The sequence below is a fragment of the Microbacterium sorbitolivorans genome (assembly GCF_003327285.1).
GTDB lineage: Bacteria > Actinomycetota > Actinomycetes > Actinomycetales > Microbacteriaceae > Microbacterium > Microbacterium sorbitolivorans.
In genome coordinates, this window is sequence record NZ_KZ848473.1 from 376,369 (window position 1) to 400,728 (window position 24,360).

At 70.3% G+C, this 24,360-nt stretch carries 23 protein-coding genes and 1 pseudogene; 20 read left to right on the forward strand and 4 right to left on the reverse strand.

Annotated features, from left to right (window positions below; translation table 11 throughout):
- Positions 1 to 46: 46 nt before the first annotated feature.
- The 6 genes from lepB (at position 47) to dprA (ending at position 4,962) form a co-directional block, all read left to right on the forward strand.
- On the forward strand, positions 47 to 793 hold the full coding sequence (gene lepB / locus DTO57_RS01945; protein WP_114116536.1) for a signal peptidase I: 747 nt from the start codon (positions 47 to 49) through the stop codon (positions 791 to 793).
- Positions 790 to 1,458, forward strand: coding sequence for a ribonuclease HII (locus DTO57_RS01950; RefSeq protein WP_114116537.1), 669 nt, complete (start codon positions 790 to 792; stop codon positions 1,456 to 1,458). The genes lepB and DTO57_RS01950 overlap by 4 nt, the downstream gene beginning before the upstream one ends.
- Before the next feature lie 32 nt (positions 1,459 to 1,490).
- On the forward strand, positions 1,491 to 1,817 hold the full coding sequence (locus DTO57_RS01955; protein ID WP_114116538.1) for a DUF2469 family protein: 327 nt from the start codon (positions 1,491 to 1,493) through the stop codon (positions 1,815 to 1,817).
- A 99-nt stretch (positions 1,818 to 1,916) separates the two neighbouring features.
- The gene (locus tag DTO57_RS01960) at positions 1,917 to 2,279 is read left to right on the forward strand and encodes a YraN family protein (RefSeq protein ID WP_114117248.1); all 363 of its coding nucleotides are present in this window, start codon (positions 1,917 to 1,919) and stop codon (positions 2,277 to 2,279) included.
- A complete protein-coding gene (locus DTO57_RS01965; RefSeq protein WP_114116539.1) occupies positions 2,276 to 3,814 on the forward strand; it encodes a YifB family Mg chelatase-like AAA ATPase in 1,539 nt (512 codons plus the stop codon). The genes DTO57_RS01960 and DTO57_RS01965 overlap by 4 nt, the downstream gene beginning before the upstream one ends.
- Positions 3,811 to 4,962: a DNA-processing protein DprA gene (dprA, locus tag DTO57_RS01970; protein ID WP_114116540.1), complete on the forward strand. Its 1,152-nt coding sequence runs from the start codon at positions 3,811 to 3,813 to the stop codon at positions 4,960 to 4,962. Before DTO57_RS01965 ends, dprA begins: the two co-directional genes overlap by 4 nt.
- Before the next feature lies 1 nt (position 4,963).
- Here dprA and DTO57_RS01975 read toward each other — a convergent pair whose 3' ends face one another.
- Both DTO57_RS01975 and DTO57_RS01980 read right to left on the reverse strand, forming a co-directional pair.
- Complete coding sequence (locus DTO57_RS01975; protein WP_114116541.1) at positions 4,964 to 5,863, reverse strand: tyrosine recombinase XerC; 900 nt, start codon at positions 5,861 to 5,863, stop codon at positions 4,964 to 4,966.
- Positions 5,864 to 5,881: 18 nt separating this feature from the next.
- Positions 5,882 to 6,415, reverse strand: coding sequence for a murein hydrolase activator EnvC family protein (locus tag DTO57_RS01980; protein ID WP_114116542.1), 534 nt, complete (start codon positions 6,413 to 6,415; stop codon positions 5,882 to 5,884).
- 308 nt (positions 6,416 to 6,723) lie between these two features.
- Between DTO57_RS01980 and rpsB the strand changes: the two are divergent.
- The 9 genes and pseudogenes from rpsB to DTO57_RS02025 form a co-directional block, all read left to right on the forward strand.
- A pseudogene (rpsB, locus tag DTO57_RS01985) lies at positions 6,724 to 7,512 on the forward strand (30S ribosomal protein S2); the annotation flags it as partial.
- A 41-nt stretch (positions 7,513 to 7,553) separates the two neighbouring features.
- On the forward strand, positions 7,554 to 8,381 hold the full coding sequence (gene tsf, locus DTO57_RS01990; protein ID WP_114116543.1) for a translation elongation factor Ts: 828 nt from the start codon (positions 7,554 to 7,556) through the stop codon (positions 8,379 to 8,381).
- A gap of 162 nt (positions 8,382 to 8,543) precedes the next feature.
- Entirely contained in the window at positions 8,544 to 9,260 is a 717-nt protein-coding gene (gene pyrH / locus DTO57_RS01995; RefSeq protein ID WP_114116544.1) for a UMP kinase, read from the forward strand.
- A gap of 44 nt (positions 9,261 to 9,304) precedes the next feature.
- Entirely contained in the window at positions 9,305 to 9,859 is a 555-nt protein-coding gene (gene frr / locus DTO57_RS02000; RefSeq protein WP_114116545.1) for a ribosome recycling factor, read from the forward strand.
- A gap of 3 nt (positions 9,860 to 9,862) precedes the next feature.
- The gene (locus DTO57_RS02005; protein ID WP_114116546.1) at positions 9,863 to 10,867 is read left to right on the forward strand and encodes a phosphatidate cytidylyltransferase; all 1,005 of its coding nucleotides are present in this window, start codon (positions 9,863 to 9,865) and stop codon (positions 10,865 to 10,867) included.
- Positions 10,868 to 10,878: 11 nt separating this feature from the next.
- Complete coding sequence (locus DTO57_RS02010; protein ID WP_114116547.1) at positions 10,879 to 11,436, forward strand: DivIVA domain-containing protein; 558 nt, start codon at positions 10,879 to 10,881, stop codon at positions 11,434 to 11,436.
- Positions 11,437 to 11,493: 57 nt separating this feature from the next.
- Positions 11,494 to 12,270 carry an aggregation-promoting factor C-terminal-like domain-containing protein gene (locus DTO57_RS02015; RefSeq protein WP_229730335.1) on the forward strand — a complete coding sequence of 259 codons (777 nt, stop codon included), beginning with the start codon at positions 11,494 to 11,496 and terminating at the stop codon, positions 12,268 to 12,270.
- 13 nt (positions 12,271 to 12,283) lie between these two features.
- Complete coding sequence (locus DTO57_RS02020) at positions 12,284 to 12,571, forward strand: hypothetical protein (RefSeq protein WP_114116548.1); 288 nt, start codon at positions 12,284 to 12,286, stop codon at positions 12,569 to 12,571.
- A 34-nt stretch (positions 12,572 to 12,605) separates the two neighbouring features.
- The gene (locus DTO57_RS02025) at positions 12,606 to 13,319 is read left to right on the forward strand and encodes an alpha/beta hydrolase (RefSeq protein WP_114116549.1); all 714 of its coding nucleotides are present in this window, start codon (positions 12,606 to 12,608) and stop codon (positions 13,317 to 13,319) included.
- A 3-nt stretch (positions 13,320 to 13,322) separates the two neighbouring features.
- On the opposite strand, the gene DTO57_RS02030 is transcribed toward DTO57_RS02025, so the two are convergent.
- Positions 13,323 to 14,372, reverse strand: a complete 1,050-nt coding sequence (locus DTO57_RS02030; protein WP_114116550.1) for an AI-2E family transporter — start codon at positions 14,370 to 14,372, stop codon at positions 13,323 to 13,325.
- A gap of 176 nt (positions 14,373 to 14,548) precedes the next feature.
- Here DTO57_RS02030 and DTO57_RS02035 point away from each other — a divergent pair, with 176 nt between their 5' ends.
- The 5 genes from DTO57_RS02035 to ligA all read left to right on the forward strand — a co-directional run bounded on the left by DTO57_RS02035 (position 14,549) and on the right by ligA (position 22,084).
- Positions 14,549 to 16,333: a DUF8094 domain-containing protein gene (locus tag DTO57_RS02035; RefSeq protein ID WP_114116551.1), complete on the forward strand. Its 1,785-nt coding sequence runs from the start codon at positions 14,549 to 14,551 to the stop codon at positions 16,331 to 16,333.
- 26 nt (positions 16,334 to 16,359) lie between these two features.
- Positions 16,360 to 17,271 carry a tetratricopeptide repeat protein gene (locus DTO57_RS02040; RefSeq protein ID WP_114116552.1) on the forward strand — a complete coding sequence of 304 codons (912 nt, stop codon included), beginning with the start codon at positions 16,360 to 16,362 and terminating at the stop codon, positions 17,269 to 17,271.
- A gap of 2 nt (positions 17,272 to 17,273) precedes the next feature.
- Positions 17,274 to 18,431, forward strand: a complete 1,158-nt coding sequence (locus DTO57_RS02045; protein WP_114116553.1) for a cysteine desulfurase family protein — start codon at positions 17,274 to 17,276, stop codon at positions 18,429 to 18,431.
- Between the two features lie 100 nt (positions 18,432 to 18,531).
- The gene (mnmA, locus tag DTO57_RS02050; RefSeq protein WP_114117250.1) at positions 18,532 to 19,629 is read left to right on the forward strand and encodes a tRNA 2-thiouridine(34) synthase MnmA; all 1,098 of its coding nucleotides are present in this window, start codon (positions 18,532 to 18,534) and stop codon (positions 19,627 to 19,629) included.
- 58 nt (positions 19,630 to 19,687) lie between these two features.
- Positions 19,688 to 22,084, forward strand: coding sequence for an NAD-dependent DNA ligase LigA (ligA, locus tag DTO57_RS02055; protein WP_114116554.1), 2,397 nt, complete (start codon positions 19,688 to 19,690; stop codon positions 22,082 to 22,084).
- Between the two features lie 172 nt (positions 22,085 to 22,256).
- Here the strand turns inward: ligA and DTO57_RS02060 are convergent, their stop codons facing one another.
- Positions 22,257 to 24,338 carry a beta-galactosidase gene (locus tag DTO57_RS02060; RefSeq protein ID WP_229730334.1) on the reverse strand — a complete coding sequence of 694 codons (2,082 nt, stop codon included), beginning with the start codon at positions 24,336 to 24,338 and terminating at the stop codon, positions 22,257 to 22,259.
- Positions 24,339 to 24,360 lie beyond the last annotated feature (22 nt).

A 24,360-nucleotide genomic window follows, 5' to 3' on the forward strand; every position in this document is an offset into this window, starting at 1 on the left:
TGCCGCCTTCGGTACGGGACGTTTGTTGTATGGGAACCTAAAAGAGATGACAACAGAAGCAGGATCCTCGCCTTCGCCCGCGCGTTCTCGTGGGCGGGGTTTTTTGACCTTCCTGCGCGATGTCATCGTGATCGTCGTGGTCGCGGTGCTCGTCTCGGTGCTCATTAAGAGCTTCGTCGTGCGGTCGTTCTACATCCCGTCCGAGTCGATGGAGAACACCCTCCTCGTCGACGACAAGATCCTCGTCGACGAGCTCACGCCGAAGTTCGGCGGCTATCACCGCGGCGATGTGATCGTGTTTAAGGATCCGGGCGGTTGGCTCGACGGCGCGAGTTCGCCGGCCCCCACGGGCATCGCTGGCGCGATCGACTGGGCGCTCTCTGCCGTGGGCATCTCGGCCTCCGACTCCGACGAGCACCTCGTGAAGCGCCTCATCGGCATGCCGGGCGACCACATCACGTGCTGCAACGAGCTCGGCCAGCTCGTGATTAACGGCGCCGGCATCGACGAATCTGACTATCTTCGCCTGCCCGCGGGATCCTCGCTCGCGTCGAAGATCGACTTCGACGTCGTCGTGCCGGAGGGCACGGTGTGGGTGATGGGCGATAACCGCAACAACTCGCGCGACTCGCGCTACCACAACGGGCAGCCGGGCGGCGGATTCGTGCCGATCGAGGACATCGTCGGCCGCGTCGCCCTGCGCACCTGGCCCCTCGACACCTTCGGCCCGCTCGAGAACGAGACGTCGGCGTTCCGCGGCGTGCCCGACGCGTCCGACTCTTCCGACGAATGAGCCCCGTGACGCCGACGCTCGACCTCGAGCGTCACCTGCTCGACGAGTTTCCCTTCGTGATCGGCCTCGACGAGGTGGGGCGCGGCGCGCTCGCCGGCCCCGTGACGGTCGGGGCGAGCATCCTCGACCGCGCGGTCGCGGACGGCGAGGTCCCCGAGGGGCTCCGCGACTCGAAGCTCGTGACCGAGAAAAGGCGCCCCGACGTCGCCGAGCGCACGGCCGCGTGGGTGCTCGGCACCGCCCTCGGCTGGGCGACGCCCGGCGAGGTCGACGAGCGGGGGATCCTCGGCGCGCTCGGCCTCGCGGCGACGCGCGCGGTGGCGGGGCTGCGCGAGCAGGGCTTCGCGGTTGAGAGGGCCGTGCACCTGCTCGACGGCGACCGCGACTACCTCTCGCGCGTGGCGCGCGAGGAGCTCGGGCCACTCGACGTTCGCACCGTCGTCAAGGGCGACCGCGATCGCGCCGTCATCTCGGCCGCGTCGATCGCCGCGAAGGTCGCGCGCGACGCGCTCATGGTCGACCTGCACCCGGGCTTCGAGGCCTACGCGTGGGACCGCAACAAGGGCTACGCGAGCGCCGCGCACCGCTCCGCGATCGAGGCCCACGGCCTCACGGCGCATCACCGGCAGTCGTGGGCAATCGCCCCGGCGCAGCCGCTTTTTTAGAAACCACGGCGACCTCGTAGGATGGGACGACCATGGATGAGGATGCTTTCGAGGAATTCGATCGCGAGCTTGAGCTCGCGCTGTACCGCGAGTATCGCGACATCGTCGGTCAGTTTCAGTTCGTCGTCGAGACGGAGCGCCGGTTCTACCTCGCGAACGAGGTCAACGTCGTTCGCCGCGACACCGAGCACGACTTCTACTTCGAGCTCACGATGCGCGACGTGTGGGTGTGGGACATCTACCGCGCGAACCGCTTCGTGACGAGCGTGCGGGTGCTGACGTTCAAGGACGTCAACGTCGAGGAGCTCTCGCGCGGCGAGTTCAAGCTCCCCGATGACATGTCGCTCGACAAGCCGTAACCGGGGTCAGCGTGTCCACAGGGCGCTAATTCGCCGATTCTCTCCACAATCGGCGGATCCGCCCGCATGCGCGGTCACCCGTTCGGGCACCGTGGTGGCATGAGCCACAACACGACCCTCGGGCGCGCGGGCGAGCAGCGCGCGGCCGACTACCTTCAAGGCCGCGGTTTCGACGTCGTCGACCGCAATTGGCGCTGCTCCGCCGGCGAGATCGATCTCGTCGCGACGCACGGCGACGTGCTCGCGATCGTCGAGGTGAAGACCCGCTCGAACAAGCGCTACGGGCATCCGCTCGAGGCGCTCGACCGCGCGAAGGTCGACCGCCTCTGGCGCCTCGCGCTGATGTGGGCGCGCACGCACCCCGAGACCGCGCGCGGCAGGCGGATCCGCGTCGACGCCGTCGCCGTGATCGGCGCGGATCCGGATACTGCGTCGGTCGAGCACCTCGCGGGGCTGTCGTGATCGTCGTGCGCACCTGGGCCGTGGCCCTCACGGGGCTCAGCGGCCAGCTGATCGAGGTCGAAGCCGACATCACGCAGCACAAGCCCGACTTCCGGCTGATCGGAATGCCCGACAAGGCGCTGGGCGAGGCGGTGCGGCGCGTGACGAACGCGTGCGAGAACACCGGGCTGGAACTGCCGGATCGGCGGCTGACGGTCAACCTCTCGCCCGCGAGCCTCCCCAAGCAGGGATCCGGCTTCGACCTCGCGGTGGCGCTCGCGGCCGTCGCGACCGACGGCAGGCTCGACCCCGACTCGCTCGTGCGCACGGTGCACATCGGCGAGCTCGGCCTCGACGGGCGCGTGCGCGCGGTGCCGGGCGTGCTGCCCGCCGTCCTCGCGGCGGTCGGCGCCGGGCGCACCCGCGTCGTCGTGCCCGAGGCGAACCGGCCCGAGGCGGAGCTCGTGGCGGGCGCCGAGGTCATCGGCGTGCGCACCCTCGCGGAGGCTGCGCGGCTGCACGGCGCGGAGCTCGACGATCCCGTGTTGGAGGGGCCGCCCGAGGTCGAGCCGGTCGCGGATCCGGTCTCGGGGCCGGAGGAGCAGGCGCTCGACCTCGCAGACGTCGTGGGGCAGCGCGACGCCGTCGAGGCGCTCGTGATCGCGGCCGCTGGCGGGCACCACCTGCTGATGTCGGGCCCTCCGGGCGCGGGCAAGACGATGCTGGCGAGGCGCCTACCCGGGATCCTGCCGGCGCTCGACGACGAGGCGGCCCTCGAGGTCGCGTCGGTGCGGTCGCTCTCGGGCGAGAGCGTGCGCGGCCTCACCCGCACGCCGCCCTTCGAGGCGCCGCACCATTCCGCCACGCTCGCGGCGCTCGTCGGCGGGGGATCGCGGCGGGCGACGCCGGGGGCGATCGCCCGGGCCTCGCGCGGCGTGCTGTTCATCGACGAGGTCGCGGAGGCGCCGCGGTCGCTCCTCGACGCGCTCCGGCAACCCCTCGAGAACGGCTCGATCTCGATCCACCGCGCCGGGTTCGTGGCGAGCTTTCCCGCGCAGTTCCAGCTGGTCCTCGCCTGTAATCCTTGTTTTTGCGGGGAACATGGCGTTTTAGGGGGCACCTGCACTTGCTCTCCGGCGGAGGTGCGGCGGTACACCGGGAAGATCTCGGGGCCGCTCCTCGACCGCGTTGACATCGACCTGCGCATGCGGCGCGTGTCGCGCATCTCGGACGAGGGCCGAGGCGGGCTCTCGAGCGCCGAGGCGCGCGCCCGCGTCGTCGCGTCGCGGCAGATCGCCGCCGAGCGGCTCGCCGGCACACCGTGGCGCACGAACGCGCAGGTGCCGGGCACCTGGCTGCGGGAGGGCCCGCGCCGGCTCACCGGATCCGCGCGGCGCACGCTCGACGGCGCGCTCGAGCGCGGCCTCGTCACCCTCCGCGCCTATGACCGGGTCACGCGCGTCGCGTGGACGATCGCCGACCTCGCGGGGCGCGACGAACCCAACGCGCACGACGTCGGGCGCGCGCTGTTCCTCAAGAAGGGCGTGTCGGCATGACCCTGCGGGTGGATGCGCTCTGCAATGCGCGCGCGAGGGACCTCGCCGCGGCCTGGCTCGGCGAGAGGGCGACGCCCGAGGCGCTCGCCCGCATCGCCTGGTCGGTGCTCGTCGAACCGGGCGACGCGACGGCGGGCGCCCTCATCGCCGCCGAGGGCGCGGCCGGCGCGCTCGAGCGGGTGAGCCGCGACGAGGGCGGCGGCGACAAAGAGCTGGCGCAGGCGATCGCGCGGTGGGCGCCGCGCTGGCAGGCGGCGCTCGTTGTGGCCGCGATCGAGCAGGCCGCGCGCCGGGGGCTGGCGCTCGTGCTGCCGGGCGACGTCGCCTGGCCGCGGGGCTTCGACGACCTCGGCCCCCACGCGCCCGTGTGCCTCTGGGTGCGGGGAGACCCGAACATGCTCGCGGCGGCGGCCGCCGTCTCGATCGTCGGCGCGCGCAGCGCGACCCCGTACGGCGAGCACGTCGCCGGGATCCTCGCGGGCGACCTCGCGCACGACGGCATCGCGGTCGTGTCTGGCGCCGCCTACGGCATCGACGGCGCGGCGCACCGCGCGGCGCTGCAGCTCGGCGGGCGCACGATCGCGTTCGTCGCCGGAGGCGTCGACCGCGTCTATCCCGCCGGCCACGCGCAACTGTTCCAGCAGATCGCCTCGACGGGCGCCGTCGTCGCGGAGTGCCCGCCGGGAACAACGCCGACTCGATGGCGATTTCTCGCTCGCAACAGGCTTATTGCCGCGATCGGCGACGCCACGGTGGTCGTCGAGGCAGGGTTCCGCAGCGGCAGCATTAACACAGCTGGCCACGCGGCGAGCCTCGGCCGCGCGCTCGGCGCGGTGCCCGGGCCCATCACGAGCACGACCTCGGCGGGGTGCCACCGTCTGCTCCGCGATTACGACGCCGTCTGCGTGACGAGCGCCGACGACGTGAAGGAGATGTTGGGCATCACGGCCGATCCGGCGCCGCTCGCGTACGAGTCGCCCGAGTCAGTGCGCCTCACCGACGCGCTGAGCAATCGCCGCGCCCGCACGGTCGGCGAGCTCGCGCAGCGCAGCGGCCTCGCGCCGGGCGACGTCGAGGCGACCCTCGGCCTCCTGCACCTCTCGGGGAGCGTGGTCGAGCGCGAGGGCGGGTGGATGCTCGCGCGGTGAGCTACGCCCGTGGGTGCGCCTGGCGGTACGCGGCGGCGAGGCGCTCGCTCGAGACGTGGGTGTACACCTGCGTCGTGCCGAGGCTCGCGTGCCCCAGCAGCTCCTGCACGGCGCGGAGGTCCGCGCCGCCGTCGAGCAGGTGGGTCGCCGCCGAGTGCCGCAGCGCGTGGGGGCCGACGGCCCCGCCGACGAGCGGGCCGACCGTGCGGGCTACGAGGTCGTAGACCGCGCGGGGGCCGAGCCTGCGCCCGCGCGCGCCGAGAAACACCGCGGGGCCGGATCCGCCGCCGCGCGCCGCGAGCGCCGAGCGGCCGCGCGTGAGATAGGCCTCGATCGCGCGCCGCGCGGGGGCGCCGTAGGGCACGACGCGTTCCTTCGAGCCTTTGCCGAGCACACGGGCCGTCGCGCGCGAGGGGTCGAGGTCGTCGACGTCGAGGCCGCAGAGCTCCGACACGCGGATCCCGGATCCGTAGAGCAGTTCGAGGATCGCGTGGTCGCGGAGCGCCACGGGGTCACCCTCGGCGGCCGCCGCCGCGGCGTCCCGCAGCATGTCGTCGAGGCCCTGCGCGGTGGCGACGCGGGGGAGGCGCTGGGCCTTCTTCGGCGTCACGAGGCGCACGGCGGGGTCGACATCGATGAGGCCCTCGTCGAGGGCCCACGCGAAAAAGCCGCGCGCCGACGAGGTGCGCCGGGCGAGCGTCGACCGCGCGTCGCCGCGCTGCGACGCCTTCCAGAGCCACTCGCGCAGAACCTCGATATCGATGGCCGCGAGTTCGACGTCGCCCGAGGCTGCCGCGAGATCGGCGAGGTCGGAGCGATAGGCCCGGACCGTGGCGGGGGAGAGCCTGCGCACACCGTCGAGGTGGTGGGCGAAGCGCTGGGCTGCGGCGGAGAGGAGCACCCGTCCAGTCTGCCCCGCTCAGGAGCAACAGGGCAGTAGCACGGGCCGCTCGGCCGCGCCGAGCAGCGCGAGGGGGTTGATGTACTCGCCGTCGAGACGCGCGCCGAGGTGCAGCAGGCCCTCGGCCGTGTGGCCACCCGTCGCGAGCGTGCCGACCGCCTGGCCCTGCGGCACGGCGTCGCCGGGGTTCAGCTCGCTCTCGACGGGCTCGAGCGTCGAGACGAGTCCGGATCCGTGATCGATCGTGATGAGCGGGCGGTCGACCACCACGCCGCGGAAGGCGACGACACCATCCGCGGGCGCGACGATCTCGTCGGCCGCGACGGCGATGTCGATGCCGCGGTGGCCCGCCTCGTAGGGTGTCGGGGGCTGTTCGTAGGGCCGCACGACGCGCGCGACGCCGCCCGGCCAGACCCACGAGCCGGGCGCGCCCGGATCCGCGACCGCGGGTGCGGATCCGGTGAGGGGCGCGCAGAGCGCGAGAACGCAGGCGAGGAGGAGCGCCCTGCGCGGGCGGCTCCGGGTATTTTCCGAGCTGGGAGAGGTCGTCATGCGCCTACGATGGCGCAGGCCAGAATCGCGCGCTCGACGAGAGCGGCGATTGTGGAGAAACTCCCGCAAATTCGCCCCTGTGGGCACGCTGAGCCGCGCCGGTTCGCGAGCCAAGGTGCTGTATAGTGGGGGATGCATCTCGCTCGTCGAGATGACTTCGCGTGTCCTTTCGGCTTCGGCCGGTCATGCTCCCAACGGTCCCTCGAAAGAGGGCGGGTGCGTGTCAGGACACCAGGCTCGCCGGCGCTCGCCGGCAACTCAACCGCAATCGGCACGCCACAGGTGTGCCCTGACACAAGGAGACGACCATGGCTGTCGTTACCATCCGCCAGCTGCTCGACAGCGGCGTTCACTTCGGACACCAGACCCGTCGGTGGAACCCGAAGGTGAAGCGCTTCATCCTTACGGAGCGCTCGGGCATTCACATCATCGACCTGCAGCAGTCGCTGGGTTACATCGACTCGGCGTACGACTTCGTCAAGGAGACGGTTGCCCGCGGCGGCACCATCCTTTTCGTCGGTACGAAGAAGCAGGCTCAGGAAGTCCTCGCCGAGCAGGCGACCCGCGTGGGCCAGCCCTACGTCAACGAGCGCTGGCTCGGTGGCCTCCTCACCAACTTCCAGACGGTGTCGAAGCGCCTTGCTCGCATGAAGGAGCTCGAGGAGCTCGACTTCGAGAACCCCGCCGAGTCGGGCTTCACGAAGAAGGAACTCCTCCTCAAGAAGCGCGAGCTCGACAAGCTCCACAAGTCGCTGGGCGGTATCCGCAACCTGACGAAGGCCCCCTCGGCCCTCTGGGTTGTTGACGCTAAGCGCGAGCACCTCGCCATCGACGAGGCCCGCAAGCTCAACATCCCGGTCATCGGTATCCTCGACACCAACGTCGACCCCGACGACCTCGCATACCCGATCCCCGGCAACGACGACGCGATCCGTTCGGTCGCGCTCCTCACCCGCATCATCGCGGACGCCGCCGCGGAGGGTCTGCAGCTCAAGCACAACCCCACCGAGGGTGCTGCTGAGCCGCTCGCCGAGTGGGAGCAGGAGCTCCTCGCCGGTGAGAACGCCGAGGCTCCGGCCGAGGCTCCCGCAGCCGAGTAATCGACACCTAGAGCAACTAGAGCAAAGGGAAGCCACTTATGGCAAAGGTCAGCATCGCCGACATCAAGACGCTGCGCGAGCAGCTCGGCACCGGCATGGTCGACACCAAGAAGGCCCTTGAGGAAGCCGACGGCGACCTCGAGAAGGCCATCGAGATCCTCCGCCTCCAGGGCGCGAAGGGCAACGCGAAGCGCGCAGACCGTGCCGCGACCGAGGGCCTCGTGGCCGCGGCCGAGGTCAACGGTTCGACGACGCTCATCGAGCTCGCTTGCGAGACCGACTTCGTCGCGAAGAACGAGAAGTTCCTCGCGCTCTCCGAGAAGGTTCTCGCCGCGGTCTCCGCAGCGGGCGCCACGACCGTTGAGGCCGGCCTCCAGGCCGACGTCGATGGCCAGACCGTTGAGCAGCTCATCGCCGACGAGGCCGCCGTTATCGGAGAGAAGATCGAGCTTCGCAACGTCGCCACCCTCGCGGGTGACGCGTTCCAGGTCTACCTGCACAAGACGAACAAGGACCTGCCCGCGCAGGTCGGTGTCGTTGTCGCCTACTCGGGTGACGACGCCGAGACGGCTCGCTCGATCGCGCAGCACATCTCGTTCGCCGCTCCGCAGTACCTGACCCGCGACGAGGTTCCGGCCGAGGTCGTCGAGAAGGAGCGTGACATCGTCACCGAGATCTCGCGCAACGAGGGCAAGCCCGAGGCCGCCCTGCCGAAGATCATCGAGGGTCGCGTGAACGCCTTCCTCAAGCAGGTCGTGCTCCTCGAGCAGGCCTACGCGAAGGACAACAAGCTCTCGATCAAGCAGGTCGCGGACGCCGCCGGTATCACCGTCACCGGCTTCGCGCGCTTCAAGGTCGGCGCTTAAGCAATACCTTGACGGGGCCCGGGAACCCGCTTCGGCGGATCCCCGGGCCCCGTTTTGCGCGCCGACGCGGCGCGCCATGACGAACGCGCGCAGGAATGATCCGGGCCACCTGCGCTAGCGTTATTCAGATCTCTTTTTCGGCCTCTGAGAGGAACCCTCATCGTGACCAGCGACGCCAGCACCCGCCGTGTACTTCTGAAGCTCTCGGGGGAGGCGTTCGGCGGGGGAACCCTCGGCGTGGCACCGGATGTCGTCAGCGAGATCGCGCGCGCGATCTCGGAGGCGGCGCGCGAGGTGCAGATCGCGATCGTGGTCGGCGGCGGTAACTTCTTCCGCGGCGCCGAGCTCTCGAAGAGCGGCATGGAGCGCTCGCGCGCCGACTACATGGGCATGCTGGGCACCGTCATGAACGCCCTCGCCCTGCAGGACTTCCTCGAGCAGGCCGGCACCGAGACCCGCGTGCAGTCGGCCATCGAGATGCGTCAGGTCGCCGAGCCCTACATCCCGCGCAAGGCCGAGCGCCACATGGAGAAGGGCCGCGTCGTCATCTTCGGTGCGGGCGCGGGCCTGCCCTACTTCTCGACCGACACGGTCGCGGCGCAGCGCGCGCTCGAGATCCGCGCCGACGAGGTCCTCGTGGCGAAGAACGGCGTCGACGGCGTCTACACGGCCGACCCGAAGGTCGACCCGACCGCGACGAAGCTCGAGCACCTCACCTACAACGACGCCCTCGTGAAGGGCCTCAAGGTCGTCGACTCGACGGCGCTGAGCCTCTGCATGGACAACCGCATGCGCATGCGCGTCTTCGGCATGGAGCCCGCCAGCAACATCACGAGCGCCCTGCGCGGCGACGCGATTGGCACGAGCGTCACCGCCTGACGCGCGAGAATAGTCTTACTACACACTCACGAATTGGAGTCCCCGTGATCGCCGACGTTCTTTCTGAAGCAAATAGTCGCATGGAGCGCGCCGTTGAGGCCGCGAAGGAAGACTTTGCCACGGTGCGCACCGGCCGCGCCAACCCGCAGATGTTCCAGCGGGTGCTCGTCGACTACTACGGCACCCCGACGCCCCTGCAGCAGCTCGCGGCTCTCGCTAACCCCGAGGCGCGCACGCTCGTCATCACGCCCTACGACAAGTCGGCGCTGACGGCGATCGAGCAGGCGATCCGCGACATCCCGAACCTCGGCGTGAACCCGACGAACGACGGCAACCTCGTTCGCGTCACGATGCCCGAGCTCACGGAGGAGCGCCGCAAGGAGTACGTCAAGCTCGTCAAGGGCAAGGCCGAAGACGCCCGCGTTCGCGTGCGCGGCATCCGTCGCCAGGTGAAGGACGACCTCACCGCGCTGAAGGACGAGATCGGCGAGGACGACGTCGCCCGCGGCGAGAAGGACCTCGACGCGCTGACGAAGAAGCACGTCGACCTCATCGACGTCGCGCTCACGGCCAAGGAAGCCGAGCTCCTCGAGGTCTGACCCATGAACCATTCGAGTGCTGACGACGAGCGGCGAGACGATCAGTCCGCCGCGGACCCGTCGCGCCCGGGCTCGGTACATGACCGACTGACGCACGCGCGCGACGACCTGGAACACCGGGTCGATCGCGCGCGCGATCAGTTCGACGCGACGAACGAGCGGATCAAGAAGCGAACGGGTCGCGACCTGTTCGCCGCCATCGGCGTCGGCGTGCTCGCCGGCGCGATCGCGCTTGCGTCGCTTCTCTTCCTGAAGTGGGTCTTCGCGATCCTCGCGGTGGGAGTCGCCGGCCTCGGCGTCTTCGAGCTCGCGCGCGCGCTCCAGGCGCGCGGGCGCCGCATCGACCTGGTGCCGCAGCTGCTCGGCAGCACCATGCTCCTCGCCGCCGCATTCTGGCTGCCCTCGGCGGCCTATTGGGCCGCGCTCTTCGTCGCGCTCGTGCTGATCGTGGTGTGGCGCACCGTGGCGCAGATGGCGTCGCCCGACGGGCGCGTGTACGCGTCGATCTTCGCCGACATCATCGTTGGCTGTTTCATCACGCTCTACGTGCCGCTGCTCGCGAGCTCGGCGCTCGTGCTGCTGAAGCAGCCCTCGGGCGAGCTGTGGGTCATGATGTTCCTGCTGCTCGTGATCGTGGCCGATACGGGCGCCTACGCCTCCGGCCTCATGTTCGGCAAGCACAAGCTCGCGCCGCGCATCAGCCCGGGTAAGACGTGGGAGGGCTCGGCCGGCGCCCTCGTGGTCGCCGTGATCGTGGGCGCGTTCGCCGGCTACTTCCTGCTCGAGGTGCCCTGGTGGGCGGGCATGATCATGGCGGTTCCGCTCGTCGCCTCGGCGACGCTCGGCGACCTCGCCGAATCGATGATCAAGCGCGACCTCGGCATTAAAGACATGAGCTCCTGGTTGCCCGGGCACGGGGGAGTGCTCGACCGCCTCGACAGCATCCTGCCGTCGGCCGTCGTCGCCCTCGCGCTGTACCAGCTGCTCTCGCCGCTCAGCGGCCTGTGAGAGGTAACACGATGACCCAGACGTCTGTCAGCGCGCCCTTTACGCGCGTGCCCTGGAACAAGCGCGGCTACGAGCCCGAGGCCGTGCAGGCCTTCCTCGACCGCGCGCGTGCGTCGTATCAGGGCGGCACGGGCGAGCTCACGAGCCTCGACGTGCGCTCGGCGTCGTTCCCGCTCGCGCGGGGCGGTTTCGACATGCGCAGCGTGGATCACGCGCTCGCCCGCCTCGAGGACGCCTTCGCGGCGCGCGAGCGCGACGCGCGGATCCGCACCGGCGGAGCCGAGATGTGGGTCGACGAGGCGCGCGCGGAGGCGCAGGAGCTACTCGCGCGCTTTGGCCGCCCGCAGGGCCACCGCTTCGATCGCGCGGGCGCGCTCCGGTCCGGCTACTCGGTCGCCGAGGTCGACGCCGTCGCCGACCGCCTCTCGCGGTTCTTCGCCCACGGCGACCCCGTCTCGGCGGATCAGCTGCGCACCGCGGCGTTTCACCCGCAGCGCGGGGGATACCGCGAGGAACAGGTCGACGCCGTGCTCGACGCCGCCGTGCGCGTGATTCTCGCGGTCCGATGACATGGTGCAGAATCTAATGTCACATTCAGGTAACAGTCGGGTACACTGGTGCTCACTGTGACTGATCAGAACAGCGAACCCCGCACCCAGACCCGCCGCCAGGCCCGCGCGACTCAGCGCGCGGCGATGAGCGAGGGACGCCGCATCGAACGATCGGCCGTACGCGCCGAGCGTCGTCGCACCCGCGACACGGTTCGCGCCTGGACGGCCCGCCGCATCGCGATCGGCGTGCTCGGCGGCGTCGCAGCCGTCGGCATCGTCGGTGCCATGGTCGCGCCGCTCCTGCAGTCGCAGACCGCGACCGCGAGCCAGGACCATCAGCAGCAGCAGTCCGAGTACTCCGCCGCGGCAGAAGACGCACAGCTGTTCGCCGTCGCCGAGCACGGCGCCGTGCTCTCGGCCCTGACGAACGTCGCATACGAGGTCGAGGTCCCCACGCCCACCCCGACGCCGGAGCCCGAGGTCGCGTCCGTTCCCGAAGGCGACACGTCGGGCGGCACCCAGGCCGAGCAGACGGCGCCCGCGCCGATCCAGCCCCCCGCGGCATACACGGGCGGCGGCTCGGCATCCGAGTGGATGGCGGCGGCCGGCATCGCCGAGAGCGACTGGGGCTACGTCGACTACATCGTCACCCGCGAGAGCGGCTGGAACCCGAACGCGACCAACGCGTCGTCGGGCGCGTGCGGCCTCGTGCAGGCGCTTCCCTGCAGCAAGGTTCCGGGCGGCGGCTACGACCCCGTCGCGAACCTGCAGTGGGCCAATGGCTACGCCGTGGGGCGCTACGGAAGCTGGGCCAACGCCCACGCCTTCTGGGTCTCCAACCACTGGTGGTAAGGGGCACCTGACGATGGGTCGCTCACGCCGCCGTCGTCCCGAACCTCGTTCGACTGACGACTCCTTCGAGCGCCTCCTCTCGGGCTTTCGCCGCACAGAGGAGCGTCGCGGCAACTCGTGGAACGTCCAGCCCGTCGGGCCGGGCCGCAGCGATAAGGCCTACACTTGCCCTGGTTGTTCGCGCCCGATCCCGCCCGGCGCCGCCCACGTGGTCGCGTGGCGCGACGACGGCGTGATGGGGGCGCGCGCCGATCTCGAGGCGCGCCGCCACTGGCACTCGCACTGTTGGAACCTCGCCTGAGCGATCTCTCCGGCAGGCCCCATAGACTGGCGCCGTGGAAATTCGTGGTGCCAGTATCCTCCCCGCCCGTCGCGAGGACATCGAGCTGACAACGAGCGACGGGCTGACGCTCGTCGGCGAGCTGTCGCTCCCGCTCGATCGCGATCCGGTGGCGACGCTCGTCACGCTCCACCCGCTTCCCACGCACGGCGGGTTCATGGACTCGCACATCATCCGCAAGGCCGCGGCGCGGCTCCCCGCGCTCGCTGATCTCGCCGTGCTGCGCTTCAACACCCGCGGCGTGACGTCGCCGCGCGGGACGAGCGAGGGATCCTTTGGCGAGGGCATCGACGAGCGCGCCGACGTCGAGGCCGCGATGCGCTTCGTTGCCGAGCGCGGGCTTCCGAACCCCTGGCTCGTCGGCTGGTCGTTCGGCACCGAGCTCACCCTGAAGTACGGCCGCGAGCACGACATCGCGGGCGCGATCCTGCTCTCGCCGCCGCTGCACCGCGCGACCGACGCGGAGGTCGCGGCGTGGGCCGATGACCCGCGCCCCCTCGTGATCCTCATTCCCGAGTTCGACGACTACCTGCGCCCGGACGAGGCGCGCCAGCGGTTCGCGTGCGTCCCGGACGCCAAGCTCATCGCCGTCGAGGGCGGCAAGCACCTGTGGGTCGGCGAGAAGCAGACGGTGCGCGTCTTGAACGAGATCGTCGGCGCCGTGAACCCCGCGGCGCTGCCGCTGGCCGAGGAGTGGCCTGACGCCTGACGCCTACTTCGCGTTCATGCGCGGGATGAGTACCTGGCGGTAGATGATCAGGGTGCTCGCCGCGACGGGGATCGCGATGAGCGCGCCGAGCAGGCCGAGCAGCGCGCCACCCGCGAGCGCGGCCACGACGACGACGCCACCGGGAACCGCGACCGCGCGGCTCATGATGCGCGGCGCGAGGACGTATGCCTCGATCTGCATATAGATGAGGTAGTAGATCGCGGCCGCGATCGCGGTCGAGACGTCTCCGACGCTCGGGATCAGACAGACGAGCACGATGATCGTCGTGCCCGTCACGGTGCCGACGAGCGGGATCATCGAGCCAATGAAGGCGATCACCGCAAGCACCATTGCGAACGGTGCGTCGATGATCGTCAGGTACAGCGCGCTCAGCAGGCCGTTGAGCGCGGCGAGGCTGACCTGGCCCATGACGTAGTGGCCGACCGAGTCGGTGATCTGGTTACCGATCTCCATCGTGAACGGGCGCTTCGACGCGGGGACGAGCTGGTAGATCGCGCTCTTGAGCGACGGCGTCGATGCCGTCAGATAGATCGTGAGGATCAGGACGATGAACGCGCCGAAGAGGCCGTTCGCGACGCCGAAGGTCGCGTTCAGGACGCTCTCGCTGATCGAGAAGATGTTGTTGGTGAGCCAGTCGTTCAGCGCGTCGAAGACGACCGCGACGTCGAGGTTCGGGAACATCTCGCGCAGCCACGCCTCGACCTCGGTCTGCCAATCGGTGCGATTGAGCTGCAGCGTGATGCGCCGCACCAGCTGAGACACCTGATCGATGAGCACCGGCACGACGATGAGCAGGATGCCCGCGAAGGCCGCGAGCACGCCGACGATCGCGATCAGCACCGCGACCCAGCGCGGCATCCACCGCTTCGAGAGCCAGCTGACGAGCGGATCCAAGCCGAGCGAAATAAACAGCGCGGTGCCGACGTAGAGCAACACCGTCGACAGGCTCTGGATGCTCTGCAACAGGATGACGGCGAGCCCCACACCGAGTGTGGCGATGAAACCGAGACGGAAGGGATTGTGAATCTTCATGACGTTCCTGCAGCCGGTGGTCGTGCCCGGAGCAGTTCCGAGAGTACCGGGCGGTGACACTCCGGCGCGAGGACCGCGCCGCATCGGTTGTGTTCAGCTCACAGGAGTTCTCGTTACCCTGGGGAGTCTGACTGTCGAGGCTGCAGCCTCGGCGCCGATTCGAGGAGAAGTGATTCGTGAGATTTGTCTGGGCGGTCGTCGCCTTCCTCGTTGCGGTGGGATTGATTGGCGCGGGCGTTGCACGCCTCGCGCTCGCAAGTGAGCCCGACACCGTAACGAGCCCCATCGCGGCCGCCGACGCGGAGCTCCCGTACACCGTCATCGACGCCGACGTGTTGTCGGCCTACCCGGGCCAGCAGGGCCTGACGATCGCCGACGCCGACAACGAGATCTTCGTGTCGTACGGCCGCACGTCCGACATCGAGGCCTGGCTGAGCGACACGAGCTACAACCACGCGACCCTCGCCGAGGGGCAGGCCGAGAACGGCGAGCCCCAGGTCTCGGTCGAGGTCGTCGACGCGACGAACGAGTACGCCGATTCGGGCGAGCGCGTGTGGTGGAACCCGCGCGACTCCGACCTCTGGATCGAGCAGCTCACGGCAGAAGACTCGCTCGAGCGCGACTTCGCGCTGCCCGACGGCATGAGCCTGCTCGTCGCGACCGACGGCACCCAGCCCGCCCCGACCGACGTGAGCGTCACCTGGCAGACGGGCGCGATCACGACGCCGTGGGCCGGCCCGCTCATCGCCGCCGGCTGCCTCTTCCTGCTCATCGGCCTGATCTTCTGGATCCTCGGGTTCATTCACCTGCGCCGCCGTCGCGGCCCGCGCCGCAAGGGATCCGCGAACTCGGGCGGCCGCGGCCGCCGCGGATCCGCTCGTCGCGCCTTCTGGGCGATCCCGACCGTCACGGTCGCGGGCGCCCTGCTCGCGGGCTGCACGCCCTCGGCGTGGCCAGACCTTTCGAACGACCCGACGCCGACCCCGTCGCCGACGCTGACGGCGTCGCCCGAGGCCGAGATGCCCGCCGTGACTGACGCGCAGGCGCAGCGCATCGTTGCCTCGATGGCGCAGGTGCTCGCCGATGCCGACCGCGAGACCGACATCGAGCTCGGCGCCAAGCGCCTCACGGGCGCGGCGTACGACATGCGCAAGACGGCGTACGAGATCCGCGCCGACGTCGACGACTGGAAGCTCCCCGTCTCGCTGCCCGAGGGCCCCGTCAGCGTGCTCCTGCCGCAGGCGAACGACGGCTGGCCGCGCACGGCGCTCATGGTCGTCGGCGACGCCGACGAGAAGAACCCGACGATCATCTTCGCCTCGCAACAGAGCCCGTGGGAGACGTACAAGATCTCGTACATGGGCTCGATCGTCGCCGGCACCGAGCTGCCCGAGCTGGCGCCGGCGTGGATGGGCGCCGTCGTGGTGCCGCCGGAGTCATCGTTCCTCGAGGTGACGCCGTCCGATCTCTCGGCGACCTACGCCGACATCATCAAGAACGGCGAGGACAGCGAGTACGCCGACCTCTTCGACATCGACAACGACGCGTTCGCGACGGCCCTCCACGACAAGCGCAAGGCGACGCTCGACACGTTCAACAAGTCGGCGACGTCCGACGACGAGCGCACGGCGTCGATGACGTTCGACCAGCAGGCCGGCGACGGCGACCCCGTCGCGCTCGCGACCTTCGACAGCGGCGCGATCGTCGCGGTGCCGTTCCTCGACTCCGAGACGCTGAAGCCGACGGTCGACGACGGCATCATCAAGATCCCGGACGCCCCCGAGATCCAGCACTTCGTCGGTGAGGAAGAGACCAAGACGGGCCTCACCACCTACTACCGCAGCCAGCTGTTCTTCTACGTGCCCGCGAAGGCGTCGGAGGAGAAGGTCCGGATCCTCGGATTCTCGTACGCGCTGGCCGACGCGACCCTGCTCGACGAGCAGACCGACGACGAACAATAACCTCCCCCTTCAGCGAAAGGTGATCGATGTCTGATGCCTCTCTCGGCTCCGCCCTGCGCGGCGCCGTCGACCTGTCCTCCCTGCGCAACCACCCGGCGCAGCCCGCGCCGGGCGGGGCGGCGCCCAGCGGATCCGCGCCGGACGTCGTGATGGAGGCGAACGACGCCAGCTTCGGCCAGGTGATGGAGCTCTCGCGCCAGATCCCGGTCGTCGTCGACCTGTTCTCGGCGCGGTTCGAACAGAGCGCGCAGCTGAGCCCCGTGATCGAAAAGGTCGTGCGCGAGCTCGCCGGCCGCGTGCTCCTCGCGAAGGTCGACGTCGATCAGAGCCCGCAGATCGTGCAGGCGTTCCAAGTGCAGTCGATGCCGTCGGTCGTGGCCCTTATCGGCGGCCGCCCGGTGCCGATGTTCAACTCGGTCGTCGATGAGGAGCAGGCTCGCGGCGTGTTCGCGCAGTTGCTCGAGCTCGCGGCTCAGCAGGGCGTGACGGGCTCGCTCGACGGCGCGGCCGAGGCGGGCGAGGAGCCGCAGCTCCCGCCGCTGCACCAGGAGGCGTTCGACGCGATCGAGCGCGGCGACAACGCCGCGGCGATCGTCGCGTACGAGAAGGCGCTGGCCGAGAACCCCCGCGACGAGCAGGCCGCGGCGGGCCTCGCGCAGGTCAAGCTGCTCGAGCGCATCTCGGGCGTCGACCTGCAGCAGGCGCGCCAGGCGGCCGCCGCGAACCCAAAGGGCCTCGACGAGCAGTTCCTCGTCGCCGACCTCGACATCGCGGGCGGGCACGTCGACGACGCCTTCGACCGTCTGCTCGACCTGTTCCTCGACACGGGCCGCGACGCGGCCGTGAAGGATCGCCTGATCGAGCTGTTCGGCCTCATCGGCCAGACGGACCCGCGCGTCATCGCGGCGCGCACCCGCCTCACCAACCTGCTCTTCTGAGCATGATCTACCTCGACCACGCCGCGACGACGCCCCTGCGCGACGAGGTGCGCGATGCGTGGCTCGGGGCCCAGCTCGTCGGCAATGCTTCCTCGGTGCACGGCGCGGGCCAGAGCGCCCGCCGCGTGCTCGAGGAGGCGCGCGAGCGCGTCGCCGCGAGCCTCGGGTCCCAGCCGATCGAGGTGGTCTTCACCTCCGGCGGCACCGAGTCGGTGAACCTCGCGCTCAAGGGCCTGTGGTCGGCGCGCGCCGAGCGCCGCGACGCGATCGTGCTCCCGGACGGCGAGCACCACGCGACCCTCGACGCGGTCGGCTGGCTCGCGTCCCGCGAGGGTGCGCGCGTCCGCGCGGTGGCGCTCGAAGAGACCGGCCGGATCCCGGTCTCGGACTTCCGCGACGCGCTCGACGGATCCGCCGCGCTCGCGACCGCCCTCGTGGCGGCGAACGAGACGGGCACGATCAACGACGCGGCCGGGCTCGCGCGGGCCGCCGCCGAGGCGGGCGTCGCGCTGCACCTCGACGCCGTCGCCGCGGCAGGCCACGTGCCGATCGACTTCGCGGGCTGGCGCGGATCCGCCCCCGCGGGTGCGGGGCTCGTCGCGCTCAGCGTGTCGGGGCACAAGCTCGGCGCGCCCGTCGGCACGGGGGCGCTCGTCGTGTCGCGCCACGCGGCACCGGATCCGCTGCTGCACGGCGGCGGGCAACAGCGCGGGCTGCGCGCGGGGACGCAGGACATCGCGGGCGCCGTCGCGCTCGCGACCGCGCTCGAGCTCGCCGACGCCGAGCGCGACGCCGAGAACGCGCGGCTCGAGGAAATCCGGGCGCGGACCGTCGCCGAGCTCGCCGAGCGCGCTCCGGGGATCGTCGTGCTGGGGGATCCGGCGCGGCACCTGCCCGGCACCATCCACCTGCACCTCCCGGGCGCGGTGGGGGAGTCGCTCATGTTCCTCCTCGATCAGCGCGGCTTCTCGGTGTCGACGGGGTCGGCGTGCCAGGCCGGCGTCGCCGAGCCCTCGCACGTCGTGATGGCGCTCGGCTACACCGCCGACGAGGCGCGCCAGGTGCTGCGCATCTCGATGGGCGCGACGACGACGCCCGCCGAGATGGAAGATTTCACGACGGCCCTGGTAGAGGCCTACTCCCGCCTCACAACCCACTAACCCCACCCTTCCGGTCGCCCAATATGCTCGTCCGGGGCTCCGGGAGGCGCAGATTGGGCGACCTGAGCCGGTGTTCAGCACCGCGGCGTACCCTGAAGTCATGCGTGTTTTGGCGGCGATGAGTGGTGGCGTCGACTCTGCGGTCGCGGCGGCGAGGGCCGTCGAGGCCGGTCATGAGGTCGTCGGTGTGCACCTGGCGCTGTCGCGCGCGGGCGGAACCCTGCGCACGGGAAGCCGCGGCTGCTGCACCGTGGAAGACGCGATGGACGCGCGCCGCGTGGCCGACAAGCTCGGGATCCCGTTCTACGTCTGGGACTTCTCGGAGCGCTTCCGCGACGACGTGATCGACGACTTCATCTCGGAGTACCAGGCTGGCCGCACGCCGAACCCTTGCATGCGCTGCAACGAGAAGATCAAGTTCGCTGCCCTCCTCGAGCGCGCGATCGAGCTCGGCTTCGACGCGATCTGCACGGGCCACTACGCCACCCTCGTCGACGGCGAGCACGGCCTCGAGCTGCACCGCTCGAGCGAGGAGGCGAAGGACCAGTCGTACGTGCTGGGCGTGCTGAACGCCGAGCAGCTGGAGCACTGTTACTTCCCGCTCGGCACGACGCCGTCGAAGCAGATCGTGCGCGCCGAGGCTGAGGCCCGCGGCTTCTCGGTTGCGAAGAAGCCCGATAGCTACGACATCTGCTTCATCCCTGACGGCGACACGCGCGGCTACCTCGCCGAGAAGATGGGCATGGAAAAGGGCGAGATTCTCGACCGCTCGGGCGACGTTATCGGGACGCACGAGGGCGCCCACGCCTTTACGGTCGGCCAGCGCAAGGGCCTCAACATTGGCCACCCGGCGCCCGACGGCAAGCCGCGCTTCGTGCTCGAGATCCGCCCCGTGCAGAACCAGGTCGTCGTCGGCCCCAAGGAGGCTCTCGCCGTCTCGCGGATCTCGGGAACCCGCTACAGCTGGGCCGGAGCCGCCCCGCGCGACACGCGATTCGCCTGCGAGGTGCAGATCCGTGCGCACGCGGATCCCGTGCCGGCGGTCGCGTCGCTCGAAGACGGATCGCTGGTGATCACCCCCGACACGCCACTCGACGGCGTCGCGACGGGCCAGACCGCCGTCGTCTACGTCGGCACGCGAGTGGTCGGCCAGTGCACGATCGACACGACGGTGTCGGCGGTTCCGGTCGCGGCCTGACGCCGCCTTATCGGGCCCTCCGCCTTCGTTTGTCGGGGCCTCCATCTACACTCGAAGCGTGACAATCGCCGCATCAGACCTCAGCCTCGACGACGCTCGCGCGGAGGCCGACGACCTCGTCGCCCGCATCGAAACCGCGCGCGACGCGTACTACGGATCCGACACTTCCGAGGTCGACGACCAGACGTATGACGGGTGGCTGCACCGCCTCGAGGAGCTCGAGGAGGCGCACCCCGTGCTGCGCGCGCAAGACTCGCCGACGCAGACCGTCGGCGCGGCCGAGGCCACGGGCCTCGACACGATCGAGCACGCGGAGCGCATGCTGAGCCTCGACAACGTGTTCTCGCCCGAAGAGCTACGCGACTGGTGCGTGAAGGCGGCCGATTCGTCGGCGCGCGAGGTGCGCTGGCTCACTGAGCTCAAGATCGACGGCCTCGCGATCAACCTGCGCTACGAGAACGGCGTGTTGACGTCGGCCGCGACCCGCGGCGACGGCCGCGTGGGCGAGATCGTGACGGACAACGCGCTGCGCGTCGCGGGGATCCCCGCGCGGCTTGCGGGCGATGGGCACCCCGAGATCGTTGAGGTGCGCGGCGAGGTGTTCATCCCGGTCGAGGAGTTCCACGCGCTGAACGCCGGGCAGGCTTCGCGCCGCGAGCGCGCGTTCGCGGAGAGCCGCGCGAAGTGGGAGAACACCCGCAGCGCGCTCAAGAAGGACTTTGACGAGGACCGCGCGAAGACGGCCGCCGAGCGCCGCTTCCCCGCGTTCGCGAACCCGCGCAACGCCGCGAGCGGTGGCCTGCGGCAGCAGATCGAGAAGAAGGACGGGCTCGAGCTCGAGGCCGGCGAGGATCGGCTGCGGTCGCTGCGCCTCTACGTGCACGGCATCGGGGCCTGGCCGAACCCTCCGGTCGCGGCGCAGAGCGAGGTCTACGAGCTGCTCGCGAGCTGGGGTCTGCCGACGAGCCCTCACTACCGGGTGTGCACGACGATCGACGAGGTTCTCGACTTCGTGGCCCACTTCGGTGAGAACCGGCACTCGGTCGAGCATGAGCTCGACGGCATCGTCGTGAAGATCGACGAGCTGGCGCTGCACGACGAGCTCGGCGCGACGAGCCGTGCGCCGCGCTGGGCGATCGCGTACAAGTACCCGCCCGAGGAGGTCCAGACGGTGCTGCTCGACATCCGGGTCGGCGTCGGCCGCACGGGGCGCGCGACGCCCTACGCGGTGATGGAACCCAAGCTCGTGGCCGGCAGCGTCGTGCGCCAGGCGACCCTCCACAACCAGGAGGTCGTGGTGCACAAGGGCGTCCTCATCGGAGACACGGTCGTGCTGCGCAAGGCTGGCGACGTGATCCCCGAGGTGCTGGGCCCCGTCGTCGAGAAGCGCGACGGATCCGAGCGCGCCTTCGTCATGCCGGCGAACTGCCCCGAGTGCGGCACGCCGCTGCGGGCGATGAAGGAGGGCGACATCGACCTCCGCTGCCCCAACGGCCAGTCGTGCCCGGCGCAGGTGCGCGGCCGCGTCGAGCACATCGGCTCGCGCGGAGCGCTCGACGTCGAGGCGCTCGGCGAGGTCACGGCGGCGGCGCTCACGCAGGCGGCCCGCGATGCCCAGACGGGAGAGGCGCGCGAGCCCGTGCTGTCGACGGAGGCGGGCCTGTTCTCGCTGACGCTCGACGACATCGTGCCGGTCGAGGTCGTCGTGACCGACCCCGAGACGGGCGAGGATCGCATCGACGACAAGACGGGCGAGGTCGTGCGGCGCGCGCCGTTCCAGCGCATCGAGCGCGTCTACCCTCCGGGTTGGGAGAACGCGACGCCGGCCGAGCGCCGCAAGGCGGGCATCCGCAAGGACTTCGAGATCGTGCACCCCTCGGCCCAGGCCATGAAGCTGCTCGACGAGCTCGAGAAGGCGAAGACCAAGGAGCTGTGGCGGCAGATCGTGTCGCTCAACATCCGCCACGTGGGGCCGGTCGCGGCGCGCGCCGTCGCGCAGCACTTCGGCTCGCTCGAGGCGATCCGCGCGGCGAGCGTCGAGGAGCTCGCCGCGGTCGAGGGCGTCGGCGGCATCATCGCGCAGTCGCTCCTTGACTGGTTCGAGGCCGACTGGCACCGCGAGATCGTCTCGCAGTGGACAGCGGCCGGCGTCGCCTTCGCGACGCCGGGCCACCCCGGCCCAGGCGCGGCCGTCGCCGAGGGCGGCGTGCTCGATGGACTGACGATCGTCGCGACGGGCACGCTCGACGGGTTCACGCGCGATGGCGCGAAGGACGCGATCATCCAGGCCGGCGGCAAGGCCGCGGGAAGCGTCTCGAAGAAGACCGACTTCGTCGCGGCTGGCCCGGGCGCCGGATCCAAGCTCGCGAAGGCCGAGGAACTCGGCATCCCGGTGCTCGACGCGGCCCAATTCGCGATCCTCGTGGCCGAGGGGCCGGCGGCGCTGAACCTGTAGCAGCGCACGGCGAGACGGCGCGGCCCCGGATGTCCCGGGTGCCGCGCCGTCTTCGCGCGTCCGCAACTCTGCAATTCTCCGCGCAGTCATCTGCGAATCGCAGATGACGCGACGGAGAATTGCAGAGGCCGCGGGATAGTGAGGAATTACGTCGCCGGGGCCGCGCGCCCGCCTACGACGCGAGCACGCGCACGTCCCAGGAGCCGAGCTCGATCGAGGATCCCGCGGCGAGCGTTTCGCCCGTCAGGACGTCGGTCGCCGTGTCGGGCAGCTGATAGCTGCTCACGTCCCACGACCAGTTGTGCAGGACATGGATCGTCTCGCCTCGCTGATTGGTCGAGTTAGAGACCGACTGCGTCTCGGCCTGCGGACGCCAACCGGGCACTCCCTGAGATGCCGACACCGCCCAGTCCATGAGCGCACGTGCGAGTTCGGGGTTCGGCACCGTGCCGACGATTGTCACGCGCCCGGAGCCGTGGGCCTTGGTCGTCGCGGCCGGCCAACGGCCGAAGTGCGGGTGGTCGTAGCCGACGAGCACCTCGGCGTCGGTCACCTGCAGGCCGTCGGCCCAGAGCGTGCCCGCCGCGCCCGAAGGGACGTCGAGCGCCGCGCTCGTCACGGACAGCGGCGCCGAGAGGTTGCTGAACTCGTCATACCATGCGCCCGCTGCCTCGTCGAGGAACGCGGGCTTGGTCTCGAGTCGCGCACGGGCCTCCTCGTCCTCGTAGCCGGTGCGGATGCCGACGATCAGATGACCGCCGGCGGCGGCATAATCTCTCAGCCATACGAGGTCATCGTCGGAGGCGACCGTGAACGCGGCCGCGACGAGCACGGGGAAACGCGTCACCGCGTCGGCGGGGCTCATCTCACGCAGCTGCGCCGCGTGCACCGTTCCGCCCTGGAGACCGGCCTCGAAGGTCCCGCGCACGAACGCGTCGCGCACCGTGTGGTGCGTCCGCACGTCCTTGTCCATGCCCTCGCCGAGGAAGGGATGCTCCGACTGGGCCCACTTGCTGGGGTTGTCGAAGAGCACACCCACGTCGACGGCCGGCGTCAGCTGGGTGACCCGGTCTCCCGCGGCGCGGAAGTCGGATCCGATCTGCGCGAGCTGCTCGTAGACGCGGCCCGGCTTCTGGCTGTGCGGCAGGACGCCGCCCCAGTAGGTCTCCGCACCCGCGTGCAGCGTGTGCCAGTGCCAGTACTCGATCATGTTGGCGCCGCGCGAGACGAGCGCCCAGGCGGCCTGGCGCCACTGCCCGTCGAAGCCGGGCTTGTTGACCCACTGCTGGCCGATCGCCTGCGCGTTGGTCTCCGTGACGAGGAACGGAGCCTGCTTGGTGCCGTACATCCGATCGGCGAGGCCGAAGAGCGCCCAGGTGCCGGCAAGCGTCCAGTTCTGCGCCGTATCGATCGTGCGCGGCAGCTCGAGCTCTTCCTGCATGCGGAAGTAGGCATTGCCCGACGTGACGTCGAGTGCCCGGGCGAGATCCTCGTCGTCTGCCGTGACGCGGTCGTAGGCGATGCAGGTGGTGACGAACTGGTCGTCGCGCTTGTACTCGCGGGCGATATCGGCCTGCCAAGAGATGAAGGTCGACGTGATCTCCGCCTGGAACTTGCGCCACGCGAGGGAGTACTGCGGTTGCGCGTTGCCGTCGGGCCGCCACAGGTCGGCCCAGTCGCTCAGCAGGTGCGACCAGTAGGTCAGGCCCCACTCCTTGTTGAGCCTCTCGACGGATCCGTACTCGTGGCGCAGGTGATTGACGAAGCGCTGGAAGACCTGGTCGTTGGCGAACGGCACCATGCCGGGCTCGTTGTCGACCTGGTAGCCGACGACCGCCGGGTGCTCCGCGTAGCGTGCGATGATCCTGCGGATGATGCGCTCGGCATAGAACAGGAAGGCGGGGTGCGCGTAGTTGATCTCCTGACGCGCGCCCCAGCCCATCTTCTGGCCGGTGCGCAGCTCGACGTTGATCTCCGGCAGCTGCCGGACAAGCCACGGCGGAGCGGCGTAGGTGGGTGTGCCGAGGATGACCTTGATGCCGTGCTCGTGGGCGGCATCGAGCACGGGGGCGAGCCACTCGAGATCGAACTCGCCGTCGTCGGGTTCCCATGTGGACCAGACCGACTCGCCAACGCGGATGACGGTGAAGCCCGCCTCCTTCATGAGGCGCATGTCTTCGTCGAGGCGGGGCGAGGGCTGGTACTCGTGGTAGTAGGCGGCGCCGAACAGCACGGCTTCGTTGAGGTGCGACACGGGGGTCCTTTCGGTGTGGAAC

Coding starts and splice junctions, on each gene's coding strand:
- lepB (WP_114116536.1), top strand. CDS start 47: ATGACAACAGAAGCAGGATCCTCGCCTTCGCCCGCGCGTTCTCGTGGG.
- DTO57_RS01950 (WP_114116537.1), top strand. CDS start 790: ATGAGCCCCGTGACGCCGACGCTCGACCTCGAGCGTCACCTGCTCGAC.
- DTO57_RS01955 (WP_114116538.1), top strand. CDS start 1,491: ATGGATGAGGATGCTTTCGAGGAATTCGATCGCGAGCTTGAGCTCGCG.
- DTO57_RS01960 (WP_114117248.1), top strand. CDS start 1,917: ATGAGCCACAACACGACCCTCGGGCGCGCGGGCGAGCAGCGCGCGGCC.
- dprA (WP_114116540.1), top strand. CDS start 3,811: ATGACCCTGCGGGTGGATGCGCTCTGCAATGCGCGCGCGAGGGACCTC.
- DTO57_RS01980 (WP_114116542.1), bottom strand. CDS start 6,415: ATGACGACCTCTCCCAGCTCGGAAAATACCCGGAGCCGCCCGCGCAGG.
- tsf (WP_114116543.1), top strand. CDS start 7,554: ATGGCAAAGGTCAGCATCGCCGACATCAAGACGCTGCGCGAGCAGCTC.
- DTO57_RS02005 (WP_114116546.1), top strand. CDS start 9,863: ATGAACCATTCGAGTGCTGACGACGAGCGGCGAGACGATCAGTCCGCC.
- DTO57_RS02010 (WP_114116547.1), top strand. CDS start 10,879: ATGACCCAGACGTCTGTCAGCGCGCCCTTTACGCGCGTGCCCTGGAAC.
- DTO57_RS02020 (WP_114116548.1), top strand. CDS start 12,284: ATGGGTCGCTCACGCCGCCGTCGTCCCGAACCTCGTTCGACTGACGAC.
- DTO57_RS02030 (WP_114116550.1), bottom strand. CDS start 14,372: ATGAAGATTCACAATCCCTTCCGTCTCGGTTTCATCGCCACACTCGGT.
- DTO57_RS02040 (WP_114116552.1), top strand. CDS start 16,360: ATGTCTGATGCCTCTCTCGGCTCCGCCCTGCGCGGCGCCGTCGACCTG.
- DTO57_RS02045 (WP_114116553.1), top strand. CDS start 17,274: ATGATCTACCTCGACCACGCCGCGACGACGCCCCTGCGCGACGAGGTG.
- mnmA (WP_114117250.1), top strand. CDS start 18,532: ATGCGTGTTTTGGCGGCGATGAGTGGTGGCGTCGACTCTGCGGTCGCG.